Annotated in this window: 15 protein-coding genes and 1 riboswitch; of the genes, 10 read left to right on the plus strand and 5 right to left on the minus strand. The window is 65.3% G+C overall.

Annotated elements, in window-relative coordinates; translation table 11 throughout:
- Positions 1-88: 88 nt before the first annotated feature.
- Positions 89-1,147, plus strand: coding sequence for a class I SAM-dependent methyltransferase (locus tag N2603_RS33140; protein WP_260385443.1), 1,059 nt, complete (start codon positions 89-91; stop codon positions 1,145-1,147).
- A gap of 30 nt (positions 1,148-1,177) precedes the next feature.
- Here N2603_RS33140 and N2603_RS33145 read toward each other — a convergent pair whose 3' ends face one another.
- Positions 1,178-1,561, minus strand: coding sequence for a bleomycin resistance protein (locus tag N2603_RS33145; protein ID WP_260385444.1), 384 nt, complete (start codon positions 1,559-1,561; stop codon positions 1,178-1,180).
- Between the two features lie 132 nt (positions 1,562-1,693).
- On the opposite strand from N2603_RS33145, the gene N2603_RS33150 reads away from it, so the two are divergent.
- Both N2603_RS33150 and N2603_RS33155 read left to right on the plus strand, forming a co-directional pair.
- Positions 1,694-2,335 (plus strand): carboxymuconolactone decarboxylase family protein, encoded by a 642-nt coding sequence (locus tag N2603_RS33150; protein WP_260385445.1) that lies wholly within the window; start codon positions 1,694-1,696, stop codon positions 2,333-2,335.
- A gap of 148 nt (positions 2,336-2,483) precedes the next feature.
- Positions 2,484-3,257, plus strand: coding sequence for an enoyl-CoA hydratase/isomerase family protein (locus N2603_RS33155; protein WP_260385446.1), 774 nt, complete (start codon positions 2,484-2,486; stop codon positions 3,255-3,257).
- A gap of 37 nt (positions 3,258-3,294) precedes the next feature.
- Here the strand turns inward: N2603_RS33155 and N2603_RS33160 are convergent, their stop codons facing one another.
- Complete coding sequence (locus N2603_RS33160) at positions 3,295-3,930, minus strand: hypothetical protein (protein WP_260385447.1); 636 nt, start codon at positions 3,928-3,930, stop codon at positions 3,295-3,297.
- Positions 3,931-4,101: 171 nt separating this feature from the next.
- Positions 4,102-4,971 (minus strand): DUF1194 domain-containing protein, encoded by an 870-nt coding sequence (locus N2603_RS33165; RefSeq protein ID WP_260385448.1) that lies wholly within the window; start codon positions 4,969-4,971, stop codon positions 4,102-4,104.
- 328 nt (positions 4,972-5,299) lie between these two features.
- Positions 5,300-5,375: riboswitch (Fluoride riboswitch) on the plus strand.
- A gap of 95 nt (positions 5,376-5,470) precedes the next feature.
- Between N2603_RS33165 and N2603_RS33170 the strand changes: the two genes are divergently transcribed.
- From N2603_RS33170 to N2603_RS33200, 7 genes are read left to right on the plus strand one after another with little or no spacing between them, the layout of a single operon-like run.
- Positions 5,471-6,679, plus strand: a complete 1,209-nt coding sequence (locus tag N2603_RS33170; protein ID WP_260385449.1) for an MFS transporter — start codon at positions 5,471-5,473, stop codon at positions 6,677-6,679.
- Between the two features lie 16 nt (positions 6,680-6,695).
- Entirely contained in the window at positions 6,696-7,085 is a 390-nt protein-coding gene (gene crcB, locus N2603_RS33175) for a fluoride efflux transporter CrcB (protein WP_026312954.1), read from the plus strand.
- 6 nt (positions 7,086-7,091) lie between these two features.
- Positions 7,092-7,517 carry a fluoride efflux transporter CrcB gene (gene crcB / locus N2603_RS33180; protein WP_018648660.1) on the plus strand — a complete coding sequence of 142 codons (426 nt, stop codon included), beginning with the start codon at positions 7,092-7,094 and terminating at the stop codon, positions 7,515-7,517.
- 2 nt (positions 7,518-7,519) lie between these two features.
- A complete protein-coding gene (locus N2603_RS33185; protein ID WP_018648661.1) occupies positions 7,520-7,861 on the plus strand; it encodes a DUF190 domain-containing protein in 342 nt (113 codons plus the stop codon).
- A 45-nt stretch (positions 7,862-7,906) separates the two neighbouring features.
- On the plus strand, positions 7,907-8,212 hold the full coding sequence (gene clpS / locus N2603_RS33190; RefSeq protein WP_018648662.1) for an ATP-dependent Clp protease adapter ClpS: 306 nt from the start codon (positions 7,907-7,909) through the stop codon (positions 8,210-8,212).
- A gap of 47 nt (positions 8,213-8,259) precedes the next feature.
- Positions 8,260-9,348 (plus strand): ABC transporter substrate-binding protein, encoded by a 1,089-nt coding sequence (locus N2603_RS33195; RefSeq protein WP_260385450.1) that lies wholly within the window; start codon positions 8,260-8,262, stop codon positions 9,346-9,348.
- 35 nt (positions 9,349-9,383) lie between these two features.
- The gene (locus N2603_RS33200; protein WP_260385451.1) at positions 9,384-10,688 is read left to right on the plus strand and encodes an FAD-dependent oxidoreductase; all 1,305 of its coding nucleotides are present in this window, start codon (positions 9,384-9,386) and stop codon (positions 10,686-10,688) included.
- 74 nt (positions 10,689-10,762) lie between these two features.
- Here N2603_RS33200 and N2603_RS33205 read toward each other — a convergent pair whose 3' ends face one another.
- Complete coding sequence (locus N2603_RS33205; RefSeq protein ID WP_260385452.1) at positions 10,763-11,953, minus strand: adenylate/guanylate cyclase domain-containing protein; 1,191 nt, start codon at positions 11,951-11,953, stop codon at positions 10,763-10,765.
- A 79-nt stretch (positions 11,954-12,032) separates the two neighbouring features.
- Entirely contained in the window at positions 12,033-13,121 is a 1,089-nt protein-coding gene (gene aroC, locus N2603_RS33210) for a chorismate synthase (protein WP_260385453.1), read from the minus strand.
- Positions 13,122-13,288: the final 167 nt, after the last annotated feature.

Below are 13,288 nucleotides of genomic sequence, written 5' to 3' on the forward strand. Positions count from 1 at the left end.
TGACCCATTTAAGGGACGCGCGCAAGCTCGCGCCCGCGCTTTGATTGCGCAGACCTTTGAAAATGCCCGTCATTGCATGGAGGCTATCATGGAGGTCAATTCCGACAGGTTGAATGCCTTTATGGGCAAGATGATCACCGAGGTGGGGGCGGCGATGAACGCCTCGCTGGTCCTGCTGGGCGACAAGCTCGGCCTCTACCGCGCCCTCGCCGCCAAGGGGCCGATGAACTCCGCCGAGCTCGCCAGCGCCACCGGAACGACAGAGCGTTATGTCCGCGAATGGCTCTCGAGCCAGGCGGCGTCCGGCTACGTCGAATATGATGCCGCTTCGGGAAAATTCTCGATGCTGCCCGAGCAGGCGATGGCGCTTGCCGACCAGGACAGCCCAGTCTTCCTCGGCGCGGTCGGCAATGTCATTGCCGCGGCGTTTCTCGACGAGCCGAAGATCACGGACGCGTTCAAGACCGGCAAGGGCGTCGGCTGGAACCGGCGCAGCGAGTGCCTGTTCTGCGGCACCGCCCGCTTCTTCCGCACCGGCTACATGCATCATCTGGTGCAGGAGTGGTTGCCTGCGCTCGACGGCGTCGTGGACAAGCTGAAGCGCGGCGCCAAGGTCGCCGATGTCGGTTGCGGCCACGGCGTCTCGACGCGGCTGATGGCGGAGGCCTTCCCGAACTCGCGCTTCTACGGCTTCGACTATCACGAGGGCTCGATCGAGGCGGCACGGAAGGCGGCCAACGAGGCAAAGCTGGGCGACCGGGTCTCCTTCGCCGTTCACTCGGCCAAGAGCTATCCCGCCGAGGGGTACGATCTCGTCTGCTTCTTCGATTGCCTGCATGACATGGGCGATCCCGTCGGCGCCATCAGCCACGTGCGCGAGACCATGGCCAAGGACGGCACCTGCATGCTGGTCGAGCCGTTCGCGGGCGATCGCCTCGAAGACAACCTCAATCCGGTGGGGCGCGTCTATTATGCGGCCTCGACCATGATCTGCACGCCGGCCTCGCTCGACCAGGAGGTGGGCCTCGCGCTGGGTGCACAGGCGGGCGAAGCGCGGTTGCGCAAGGTCGCGCGCGAAGGCGGCCTGTCGCGCTTCCGCCGCGCCGCCGAGACGCCGTTCAATCTGATCCTCGAGGCGCGGATCTGATTCAACGCCGGGCGCGCGCGGCCGACGACGTCAGGCCGCGGCGTCCGTCCCCATACCGAATGTCAGCTGATTGCCGTCGGCATCGACGACGTCGAAATCGCGCATGCCGTAGTCGCGGTCCTCCGGCCGGTTGAGCAGCCTGGCGCCGCGCGCTGACACTTCGGCATAGAGCTGGTCGACATCCCGAACGAAAATGCAGAGACCGCCCTGCCCGGCTAATCGTTTCGTTCTGGATGCCGCGAGCAGATGCAGGCCGACCTCGTCGCAGCAAAGGCAGACATAGGACAGCGGCTGGCCGTATTCGAAGGTGACCTCGAAGCCGAGTACGTCGCGGTAAAAGGCGAGGCTGGCTGCGATGTCGGAGACGACGAATACGGTGGCGGCGCCGGCCATCATCGGATGTTCGTTGGTCATCAATCCTCCATCTCGCGAGCGATCTCCAGCGCGCAACCTAGCATGCGTGCCGAGGTCTTGCACGGGCCGAACCGCAACGTAAGCTGGCGGTCGAACAAGGCGGAGCGAGTCCGCCGGAATGGGAGGATGACGATGCGATATCTTGGCCTGGCACTGGCTGTCCTGGTCACTACGGCAATCCCGGAAGCCGGCCATGCCGCCGAGCCGACCCGCTTCGTGCCGTTGAAGGCGGACGAGCTGACGCCGCCGCAGAAGGAATGGGCGGACGCGATCGCGGTGCCGCCGCGCAATGCCAAGTTCACCAACCCGCCCTACCGCGCCTATATCCGCAACCCCGAGCTCGCGCCAAAGCTCTCGGCGATGTCGGACTATCTGCGCTGGAATTCGTCGCTGCCGGCGCGACTCAGCGAATTCGCAATCCTGATCACCGCAAGGCAATGGACGGCGCAATACGAATGGTTCGCGCATTATCCGCTGGCGATGAAGGCCGGCCTCGATCCTGCGGTCGCCAAGGACGTCGCCAACGGCGTGCGGCCGACGGCGATGAAGGACGACGAGGCCGCGCTCTACGATCTTGCGATGGCGCTCTATCGCGACAAGAACGTGTCCGACGAGATCTACCGCGCCGCGCAGCAGAAATTCGGCGAGCGCGGCATCATGGATATCATCGGCCTGATCGGCTATTACGACCTGGTCTCTATGACGCTGATCACCATGCAGGCCGAAGCGCCGAACGACAGCGTGCCGCCGCTGCCGCCGCTGGCTGCGAAGTAGCGGCTCGCGCCACTCTTTCCAGTGCCGTCATTGCGAGCGTAGCGAAGCAATCCAGACTGGTTCTGCGGAAAGACCCTGGATTGCTTCGCTGCGCTCGCAATGACGATGTGGACGCAGACACTGTTCATCTTGAATACGGAGTCCCCTTGTGACATCAGACACTCCCGTCACTTACGAACGCGTCGGCAACATCGCGCGCATCACGCTGCGCCGGCCACCTGTCAACGCGCTGAGCCTCGAGGTCATCCGTGCGGTGGTGGCGGCGCTCCGCCGCGCTGCCGACGATAGCGATGCGCGCGTTGTCGTGCTGGCGAGCGCGATCGCAAAACGCTTTTCGGCGGGGCTCGACCTCGACATCCTGCTTGGCAAATCAGGCGCCCAGATCCGCGAATTCCTTCAGGCGCTTTACATCGACCTCTACGACGCCCAGTACAGCCTCGGAAAGCCGTCGATCGCCGCGGTCGGAGGCGCTGCGCGCGGCGGCGGCATGACCATGGCGGTGTCCTGCGACGTGGTGCTGGCATCCGAGAGTGCGACGTTCGGCTATCCCGAGATCGATGTCGGGGTGATTCCCGCCATCCACTATGCGCATCTGCCGCGCATCGTCGGACGCCACCGCGCCTTCGAGCTGCTGTTCACCGGGCACGTCTTCAGCGCCGCGGAGGCGCGCGAGCTCGGCGTGGTGAACCGCGTCGTCGCCGATGCCGAACTCGAGGCGGAAACCGAGAGGCTCGCGGCGCAATTCGCGGCGAAATCGGCCGCGGTGCTGCGTATGGGACGCGCCGCCTTCATGCGCCAGATCGATCTCGACTATCGGCGCAGCATTGCAAGTGCCGTGGACGATTTCTGCAACGTCGCGACGTCGGACGAGGCGCAGGAGGGCCTGAGGGCGTTCGTGGAGAAGCGGGCGCCAAACTGGTGAGGGGCGCCCGTCGCCGCGCCTCGCGAGGGCGGCGCGTTCAGGCGGTCTTGTCGACAGACGACGATGAATCCGCCGGCGGATATTTCGTCACGGGCACCATGAAGGACTTGGAGCCGACCTGGTAGATGACCTTGCCGTTCTTGCCGTCGTCGGTCGCGATCTGCGCCTGCCCGAACATGATGACGTTCTTGTAGACGTAGCCGGTGCCCTGGCGGGTGATGCCGTCGGTGGTGACGCTGACCTGCGCCTCCTTGCCGTTGACGGAGAGCACCTTGAAGCTCGCGCTCTTGCCGTTATCGCTGGAATAGCCGCCCCAGCTGCCCATCAGGCGGCTGTCGGACGCCGGCGGGTCCTGCTTCTCGAGATTCGCGGTCTGCTTGCCGGCACCGCCCACCGAGAACAACAGCACCATGTTCTTGCCGTCCTTGGTGCCGACCGTGACCCCGCCAAAGGTGATAAGCGAGCCCTGGACCTCGCCAAAGCCGCGCTCGGTGTGGCCGTTATGGGTGTACTCGACCTGCGCCCGGGCACCGCGGATGTTCACGACCTTGAAGCTGACATCCTGGTTGTTGCCGACCCAATTGCCCTTCCACTCACCGAGCAGCCTGCTCTGGTGGAAGACCCGCTCGTTGGCAGGCGAGATCTGGCTGGTGCTCGAGGTGACGATGGCCATCGGGTTGCTCGGATACGGGTCTGACACCCCGCTTACGTTCACTTGCCGACCAGCCAGGAAGACGGCCGGAAACAAGCAGAAACAATCCGATTAGGCCCGCGCGCCGGTTAACGAGCGGTTAAATTCAACCGCCGGATGAGACGGGCAAAAAGTCTCACCTGGGGTGGGCATCTAGCGTCCCCAGCGGTCCGACCAGATCTTCTCGCCGATCAGGCAGTTGACGCGCGGCTCCTTGTCCTTGTCGGCAACGCGCACCACGGGGCGCTCCGGCGTGCGGCCGGCAACCTCCATCAGCAACTTGGTGCGGATCGCCTCCTTGAACTTGTCGCGGTCCTTGATCGCGATGACGAAGGAGCCGGGACCGCCGACGACGCAGTCCTCGTAATAGTAGTCGAGATTGTCGATATCCATGGTCGAATAGGACGGCTCCTTGACCATGATGGGCAGGCCGTTGATGACGATGCCCTTCTCGAGCGCGGCGTCGCGCGCCACCGTGACCGGGCTGCCATTGTTGTTGGGACCGTCGCCCGAGATGTCGATGACGCGGCGCAAGCCCCGATAGGGATCCTCGTCGAACAGCGGCATCGCGAAGGTGATTGCGCCGGAGATCGAGGTGCGCGAGGCGCGCCGGATCGGCGTCTTCATGATTTCGGCGGCAACCGCGTCCGCGGTCTCCGGTCCGTCGACCAGCCGCCAGGGAATGATGATCTTCTGGTCGGTGGAGGCGGCCCACTCGAAATAGGTCACCGCGATCCGCCCGTTCGGACCCATCTTCAGCGCCTGGAGAAACTCTTTCGACTGGATCGCCTGCGCGTAGCCTTCGCGCTGGATCGCCAGCTCGTCCATGTCCATGGAGTAGGACACGTCGACGGCGAGGATGAGCTCGACATCGACCGCCTGCGCATCCTTGTCGGCTGCCAGCCGCTGCGGCTCGCTCCTGGGCGGTTCAAACTTTGGCCCTGGTGCCGCTATGCCCGCGACGTCCCCCCCGGCAAGCACGCCGGCCACCAGCACAGCCCCGATCGAGAACAGCAAGCGCATCGCAGTCTCCCGTCGTATGATGCGATGGTGACATGCAATCGCCTTGCCGCAAAGTGCGAAGATCGCCTGCGCTTCACATTCGAGTTAGGAATTTGTGTGCGCTACGCAAAGCTGCCGCCGTGTTGCCGCGCTTGCGTCACCGGAACACGTGCGACCACAGGCTCCGTCATTCCGGGGCGGCTCGAAGAGCCGAACCCGGAATCTCGAGATTCTCAGGCGCGCAAGGGCGCGCCAGAGTTCTCGCTTCGCGAGCCCCGGAATGACAGTGGCGAGCGTGGAGACACGCACCCCGCCCACTTGTCCGGCGCGATTTCCATGCTAGGCTGGCCGCACAGATGGGGATGGAGTCCCCCGACAACCGCCCGGCGGCTTGACCGTAGTGGGCTGATGACTCCTGCTTGAGGTGGGGCAATCATTGAGCCTCCGCCTTTGGCGGGAGCATGGACAAACCCGCCGATGGCGGGTTTTTTGTTGCCTGAAAGCGGAAGAAGGAGAAGGCGTGACGACGACTCCGAAGGCTGCGCCCAGCGGGTTGCCCAGGGGAATCTGGGTGCTCGGCTTCGTCTCGATGCTGATGGACATCTCCTCCGAGATGATCCACGCGCTGCTGCCGGTCTATCTCGTCACCGTGCTCGGGGCGTCCACGCTCACGGTCGGCTTCATCGAGGGCATTGCGGAGGCCACCGCCTCGATCACCAAGATCTTCTCCGGTGCGCTGTCGGACTGGCTCGGCCGCCGCAAGCTGCTCGCCGCGCTCGGCTACGGGCTCGCCGCGTTCACCAAGCCGCTGTTCCCGCTCGCGCCCAGCGTCGGATGGCTGGTGGCGGCGCGTTTCATCGACCGCGTCGGCAAGGGCATCCGCGGCGCGCCGCGCGATGCACTGATCGCCGATATCGCCCCTCGCGGCCTGCGCGGCGCGAGCTTCGGCCTGCGGCAATCGCTCGACACCATCGGCGCCTTCGTCGGGCCGCTCGTCGCGATCGGCCTGATGTGGTGGACGGCGGACAATTTTGCCCTCGTGTTCTGGTTCGCCGTGCTGCCGGCCTTCCTCTCGTTCGGCCTGATCGCCTTTGCCGTGAACGAGCCGGAGCCGGACCCGAGCCGGGAGCCCGCGAAGAACCCGCTCAACACCGCCGCGATGCGGCAGCTCGGATCGGTGTACTGGCGCGTCGTCGCGGTCGGCGTCGTGTTCACGCTCGCGCGCTTCAGCGAGGCCTTCCTGATCCTGCGCGCGCAGAACATCGGCCTCAATGCGATGTGGGTGCCGGCGGTGCTGGTGCTGATGAACATCGCCTACGCGCTCTCGGCCTATCCGGCCGGCGTGCTGTCGGACCGCATCAACCGCACCGGCCTGCTCGCGCTCGGCCTCGTCTTCCTCGCCGGCGCCGATCTCGCACTCGCACTGCTGCCGAGCCTTGGTGGCCTCGCGCTCGGCGTCGTGCTGTGGGGACTGCATATGGGATTGACGCAGGGCCTGCTCTCGGCGCTCGTCGCCGATGCCGCACCGCCCAGCCTGCGCGGCACCGCATTCGGCTATTTCAACCTGTTCACCGGCCTTGCGCTGCTGGCGGCGAGCGTGATCGCGGGCGCACTGTGGGATGCCTATGGCCCGGCCGGTACGTTCCTGGCCGGGCTCGGCTTCGTACTGGTGTCGCTCGCGGGGCTGCTCGCCATCGGCAACGGTCTCGCAACGGAGGGCAAGCAATGACGGGAGGCGGTTCATCGTGCTGAGTGGAGTGCTCGCGATCATGATCGGCAGCGTGCTGGGCGGCTGCGCGCGCTACTTCGTCTCCGGCGCAATCGCACGGCGCCTGGGTGAGACGTTTCCGTGGGGCACCATGACCATCAACGTCACTGGCGCCTTCCTGATCGGCATTTTCGGCGCGCTGGCAACGCATCCGGACTCGGTCTTCGCCGCGCCCAACCCCTGGCTGTTCGCGGTGACCGGGTTCCTCGGCTGCTACACCACGGTGTCCTCGTTCAGCCTGCAAACGCTGACGCTCGCCCGCAACGGCGAGGCCCTGCATGCGCTCGGCAATGTCGTCTTCTCGGTCGGGCTGTGCCTCACTGCCGTGACTTGCGGCTTCCTGCTTGCCGATCGTCTGGGAGGCTAGAGGCTGATGGGCTCCCCTTCCACCGAACGCTGGCGCAGTGCGGTGCTCTATGCCTGGGTTTCCTTCGGCAGCATCCTTGGCGGACTGGCGCGCTATTTCGTGTCCCTTCTGCTCGACACCGGGCCCGCCTTCCCCACCGCGACGCTGTTCATCAATGCCACGGGCTCGCTGATCATCGGCTTCTACGCAACGCTGACCGGCCCGGATGGCCGTGTGCTGGCGCGGCCCGAGCACCGGCAATTCGTCATGACCGGGTTCTGCGGCGGCTACACCACCTTCTCGGCCTTCAGCCTGGAAACCTTCCGTCTGTTCCATGGCGGCATGAAATACACCGCGCTCGCCTATGTCGCGTCCTCCGTCGTCTGCTGGCTGGTGTCGGTATGGGCCGGGCATATGCTGGCGAGCCGCTACAACCGCTTGAAAAGGAGCTGACCATGCAAATTCCCAATCAGGCAGTTTCGCTCCGCATCTTCATCGGCGAGAGCGACCATTATGACGGCAAACCGCTTTATGAAATGATCGTGATGAGGGCGCGCGAGCTGCACCTCGCCGGCGCGACCGTGCTGCGTGGCCCCATGGGATTCGGCAAGTCGAGCCGGCTGCACACCTCGAAAATCCTGCGCCTCTCGGAAGACCTGCCGCTGCTGATCGAGATCGTCGACAGCGAGGACAACATCAACGCATTCCTGCCCATCCTTGACAGCATGATGTCGAGCGGGCTGATCACCTTGGAGAAGGTGCAGGTCCTGCAATATGGTGAGAAGGCCGCGAGCTGATCGCTTCCGGCCGGAAACCCGAGCCCGCCGTGTCCAGGAGGCGGAATGAACGACACCGTCACCAAGCCGAAAACCAGGACCAAGACCAAGGTCGAGCGGCCGAAGCTGCACAAGGTCATCCTGATCAACGACGACTACACGCCGCGCGAATTCGTCACCATGGTGCTGAAGGCCGAATTCCGCATGACGGAGGATCAGGCCTACAAGGTGATGATCACCGCGCACAAGCTGGGCACCTGCGTGGTCGCCGTGTTCACCAAGGACGTCGCCGAGACCAAGGCCACCCGCGCCACCGACGCCGGCCGCGCCAAGGGCTATCCGCTGCTGTTCACGACCGAGCCGGAGGAGTAGGCCGCCCGCGCTTCCCGACTTTGCATTCCCGCCGGAGATCGCCGACAATGCCGCAAAACCGGCGCAGGCCGGACAACAAGCAAAGCGGGGAAACGACGGAAGTGGGCATATCAATAAGAAGCTTCGTGACAAGAGGCCGACTGGTCCTGACGCTGGCAACGATCACCTTCTTCGCCACTGGCACGGCGCAAGCGGCCGAACGAGTCCGCATCGGGCTGTTGAAGCTCTCCTCGGCAGCCCCGTTGTTCCTCGCTAAGGAGCGCGGCTATTTCGAGCAGGAAGGGATCGAGGCTGATCTGAAATTCTTCGATGCCGCCGTGCCGATCGCGGTAGCCAGCATCTCCGGCGATATCGACATCGGTTTCACCGGCTTCACGGCCGCGTTCTACAACCTCGCGGGCAAGGGCGGACTGAAGGTGGTTGCCGGCACGGCGCGCGAGGCATCCGGCTTCCAGAACACGGCCTACGTCGCCTCCAAGCGCGCCTATGATTCGGGCCTGAAGACGCTGAAGGACTTGCCCGGCCATTCCGTCGGCATCACGCAAGTCGGTTCGACTTTCCATTATTCGCTCGGCCTGATCGCCGACAAGCTGAAATTCGAAGTAACATCCGTCCGGGTCGTTCCACTGCAATCGCTGCCGAATGTCGCCGCGGCCATCAAGGGCGGCCAGCTCGACGCGGCGCTCACCGCCGCGACCACGATCAGCCCGGTGGTCGCCTCCGGCGACGCGATCGTGCTCGGCTTCGTCGGCGACGAGACGCCCTGGATGCTCGGCTGCGTCGTGGCTTCGACCGCGACGATCGAGAAGAACCGCAAGCTGGTCGAGAAGGTGCTGGCCGTCTATCGTCGCGGCGCCGACGACTATGCGCGCGTACTGTTGAAACGCGATGCGGACGGCAAATTCGTCCGCAGCGAGGAAGGTGACGCGATGCTTGCGATCATCTCCAAATACACCGAGCAGAAGGTCGAGCAGCTCCGCATCGGGCTGTCGGTCGTCGATCCCGCGCTCGACAGCGCCGACATCGCTCGTCAGATCGCCTGGTTCAAGCGCCAGAAGATGGTCGAACCCGATATCGATGCCGAGAAGATCATCGACAAATCCTTCGTCCCGGACCGGCCGACGGCGTCGAAATGACTGATGACAACGACAACAAGAACACGGAGCTACCCATGAGCGCGAGCGAAGTCACCGCGGGCACCAAAATCGTCCGGCGTGCCGCGAGCCAAAAGCCGTCGCGCGTCGTCGCCGACATCTGCGTAGTCGGCTCGGGTGCGGCCGGCATGTCGGCGGCGATCGAGGGCGCGCGTGCCGGGCGCAAGGTGGTGCTGGTCGACAGCTTGCCCGCGCTCGGCGGCCAGGCGGTCAACTCCATTATCGGCACGTTCTGCGGCCTGTTCTCGAACGGCAGCGACGGCTACCAGTTCACCCACGGCATCGCGGACGATCTGCTGGGCGACCTCGGTGCGCAGGAGAACGCGCTGTTCTACCGCCGCGGGCCGCACACCACCGTTGTCTATTACGACGAGGTCGCGCTCGGACGCTGGGTCGAGAAGGCGATGCTTGCCGCCGGCGTCACCGTGATCGTCGGCGCCGTCATGCGCAACGTCCGCGTCGCCGGCCGGCGCGTGACCGGGATCGATCTCTCCACCCGCTACGGTGACGTCGAGGTCGAGGCGAACGGCTTCGTTGACGCCTCCGGCGACGCCGCGCTGGTGTGGCAGGCGGGCTTTGCCTGCCGCGAGCCGGATGACGGCCCGATCTACGGCACGCAAATGCTGATCGTGGAGAATATCGACGAGAGCAAGGTGCCGAGCCGGGAGGAATTGCCGGCGCGCATGCGAGAGAAGGCCGGCGACTACGGCCTGTTGCGGCGCGAGGGCCTGTCCTTCGTCATTCCCGGACGCGGCGTTGCCGCCATGAACATGACCCATGTCGAGACGCCACTGGAGCCGCTGGAGGCGAGCCGCAAGGGCATCGAGGGCAAGGACCAGGCCGACCGCGCCTTCGCCTTCCTCAAGAACGAATTCTCCGCCTGCTTCGGCAAGGCGCGTATCCGCGCCTATGGCTTTCCCGGGATCCGACAGACGCGGTGGATCGTCGGCCGCCAGCAATTGTCGGTCGACGACGTCCGCGCCGGCACCAAATTCGAAGACGCCATCGGCCGCACGGCGTGGCCAATCGAACTGCACGACCACGGCTCCGGCCATCACTGGCACGTCTTCGACAAGGACCACGTCCACTATGTCCCTTTCGGCAGCCTGACGCCGCAGGAAGCCGACAACATCGTCGCCGCCGGCCGCTGCATCGATGCCGACAAGGCGGCACTCTCCAGCGTTCGGGTGATGGGCCCCTGCATGGCGATGGGCGCTGCCGCTGCGCACGCGCTCGACCTCGCCGGCAGCGGCAGCGTGCATCAGATCAACATCGAAGCGCTGAAGTGGCGCGTGCGCGACAATCTGGAGCGGACGGACTGAGGTGCGCAGCAGCCAAGAGCGGTGAGTGTAGCTCTCTGCTCAGCCGACCGGCGCGATCGTCGGCCTGAACGCCTTCACGCCATCACCACCGGCGTCTCTTCGCCGAGCCCGTAGACGCGCTGCGCCTTTGAGAATCCGGCGATCGGAAATTCGCCGAGCGCGCGCCAGTCGTGGCGGCAGGCATTGGCGAAGACTTCCGAGACCACGACGGTGCGGCCGAGCCTCCCTGCGATCTTCTCGAGCCGTGCGGCGAGATTGACGGCGGGGCCGATGCAGGTGAAGTCGAGCCGGTTGCCGCCGCCGATATTGCCATAGAGGATGTTGCCGACGTGCAGCGCAACGCCGAAGCGGAAGCGCTCGACGATGTCGCCGACCGGAAAGGCGAGCGCCTCGACGCTGGCGCGGGATTCGCGCGCAGCCTCCAGCACGCGCGTGCAGACATGGGCGGCATCGCCTACATATTCGTCGATCGGGAACACCGCGAGCAGGCCGTCGCCCATGAATTTGAGCACCTCGCCGCCATGGCCGCGGATCGCGGTGACCTGGCAATCGAAATACTGGTTGAGGATCTCGACCACGGTCTCGGCGGGCAGGCGGTCCGACAGCGCGGTGAAACCGCGCAGATCCGAGAGCCAGATCGCGGCTTGCATGGTGTCGTTGTGGCCGCGGCGGATCTGGCCGCCGAGGATGCGCGCGCCGGCGCGGTTGCCGACATAGGTGTCGAGCAGCATCTCGGCGGTACGGCGCAGGCTGATGATCTCGGCGACGCGCGCGAGCGGCGTCACGATGGAGCGGATTGCCGCGACGTGGTCATCGCTGAAACCGCCGGGATGCCGTGTCACCCAGCTGGTCGCATGGACCGAGCCGTCGAGAAAAGGCATGGGCACTGCGATATAGTCGGTCGCCCCTTCGGCCCGCATGTCGTCGAGAAACGGAAACCGCTCGTTGTCGCGACCGTCGATGCGTCCGCGGACCTCCAGCCCCTGCTCGAACACGATCCGCAGCGGGCTCTTGGCGAATTCGGGCGTCTCCAGGATCTCGAAATCGACGGAGCCGATCTCGACCTCCTCGCCCTGCCGCCAGATGAAGTTGCGGCCAAAGATCTCCGGATGGAGCGTGCGGATAAAGATGCCGAACCGCCACAGCGGCAGGCCGGCCTCGACCAGATGCTCACAGACGTCGGCGATCATCTCGGCCGGGGTTCCGGACGACCTCGCGCCGTCGATCAGCCAGTCGGTGATGCGGTGGAGCTCGGAGGTTTCCATGTCCGCATTTGCGGACGAAGTTGTGCGGACGTCAAGCTGCGCGGTGGGCTGGTACCGCGGCGTGAAGGCCCTACCGGCGCTAGCGGCCGACCTGCCCGCGGTCCCGGATGAAATGATCGGCCAGCACGCAGGCCATCATGGCTTCGCCGACGGGGACGGCGCGGATGCCGACGCAGGGGTCGTGGCGGCCCTTGGTGAAGATCTCGGTGTCGGCGCCCTTGCGGTCGACGGTGAGACGCGGCTGGAGGATCGACGAGGTCGGCTTCACCGCGAAACGCACCACGATCGGCTGTCCCGTGGAGATGCCGCCCAGAACGCCGCCGGCATGGTTGGAGAGGAAGCGCGTGCCGTCATTGCCGGTGCGCATCTCGTCGGCGTTCTCCTCGCCGGTGAGCTCGGCCGCGCCGAAACCGGCGCCGATCTCGACGCCCTTGACCGCGTTGATGGACATCATCGCACCTGCCAGATCGGAATCGAGCTTGGCGTAGATCGGTGCGCCAAGACCTGCAGGTACGCCTTCGGCGACGATCTCGATCACCGCGCCGATCGAGGAGCCGCTTTTGCGGATACCGTCGAGATAGGTCTCGAAGAACGCAGCCTTGTCCTTGTCCGGGCAGAAGAACGGATTCTTTGCGATCTCGTCCCAGTCCCACTTCTCGCGGTCGATCTTGTGCGGGCCGATCTGCACCAGCGCGCCGCGCACCTTGATGTCGGGCAGCACCTTTCGCGCGATCGCACCGGCGGCAACGCGCATCGCGGTCTCGCGCGCCGAGGAGCGGCCGCCGCCGCGATAGTCGCGCAGGCCGTACTTCGCCTCATAGGTGAAGTCGGCGTGACCGGGACGAAACTTGTCCTTGATCTCGGAATAGTCCTTCGAGCGCTGATCGGTGTTCTCGATCAGCAGACCGATCGGCGTGCCCGTCGTCACCTGCACGCCGGTCTCCGGATGCGCCATCACGCCGGACAGAATCTTGACCTGGTCCGGCTCCTGGCGCTGGGTGGTGAAGCGTGACTGGCCGGGACGGCGGCGGTCGAGATCCCGCTGGATGTCGGCCTCGCTGAGCGGGATCATCGGCGGGCAGCCGTCAACCACGCAGCCGATCGCCACCCCGTGGCTCTCGCCGAAGGTGGTGACGCGGAACATGTGGCCGAAGGTGTTGAAGGACATCCCGAACTGCCGCCTAGCGTTGACAAATTACATTGCGTGGTAGCGCGCAAGGCAGAACCGGTCAAACGATGTTCCCGTCATTCCGGGATGGTCCGCAGGACCAGACCCGGAATCTCGAGATTCCGGGTTCGGTGCTACGCACCGCCCCGGCATGACGGGGGAGCGGC

The sequence above is a fragment of the Bradyrhizobium huanghuaihaiense genome (assembly GCF_025200885.1).
In the GTDB taxonomy this organism is placed as follows: domain Bacteria; phylum Pseudomonadota; class Alphaproteobacteria; order Rhizobiales; family Xanthobacteraceae; genus Bradyrhizobium; species Bradyrhizobium huanghuaihaiense.

What these genes read in the sequence shown, in the direction of transcription:
- N2603_RS33140 (WP_260385443.1), top strand. Translation starts at nt 89, where the DNA reads ATGGAGGTCAATTCCGACAGGTTGAATGCCTTTATGGGCAAGATGATC.
- N2603_RS33145 (WP_260385444.1), bottom strand. Translation starts at nt 1,561, where the DNA reads ATGACCAACGAACATCCGATGATGGCCGGCGCCGCCACCGTATTCGTC.
- N2603_RS33150 (WP_260385445.1), top strand. Translation starts at nt 1,694, where the DNA reads ATGCGATATCTTGGCCTGGCACTGGCTGTCCTGGTCACTACGGCAATC.
- N2603_RS33160 (WP_260385447.1), bottom strand. Translation starts at nt 3,930, where the DNA reads ATGGCCATCGTCACCTCGAGCACCAGCCAGATCTCGCCTGCCAACGAG.
- N2603_RS33165 (WP_260385448.1), bottom strand. Translation starts at nt 4,971, where the DNA reads ATGCGCTTGCTGTTCTCGATCGGGGCTGTGCTGGTGGCCGGCGTGCTT.
- crcB (WP_018648660.1), top strand. Translation starts at nt 7,092, where the DNA reads ATGGGCTCCCCTTCCACCGAACGCTGGCGCAGTGCGGTGCTCTATGCC.
- N2603_RS33185 (WP_018648661.1), top strand. Translation starts at nt 7,520, where the DNA reads ATGCAAATTCCCAATCAGGCAGTTTCGCTCCGCATCTTCATCGGCGAG.
- clpS (WP_018648662.1), top strand. Translation starts at nt 7,907, where the DNA reads ATGAACGACACCGTCACCAAGCCGAAAACCAGGACCAAGACCAAGGTC.
- N2603_RS33195 (WP_260385450.1), top strand. Translation starts at nt 8,260, where the DNA reads ATGCCGCAAAACCGGCGCAGGCCGGACAACAAGCAAAGCGGGGAAACG.
- N2603_RS33200 (WP_260385451.1), top strand. Translation starts at nt 9,384, where the DNA reads ATGAGCGCGAGCGAAGTCACCGCGGGCACCAAAATCGTCCGGCGTGCC.
- N2603_RS33205 (WP_260385452.1), bottom strand. Translation starts at nt 11,953, where the DNA reads ATGGAAACCTCCGAGCTCCACCGCATCACCGACTGGCTGATCGACGGC.
- aroC (WP_260385453.1), bottom strand. Translation starts at nt 13,121, where the DNA reads ATGTCCTTCAACACCTTCGGCCACATGTTCCGCGTCACCACCTTCGGC.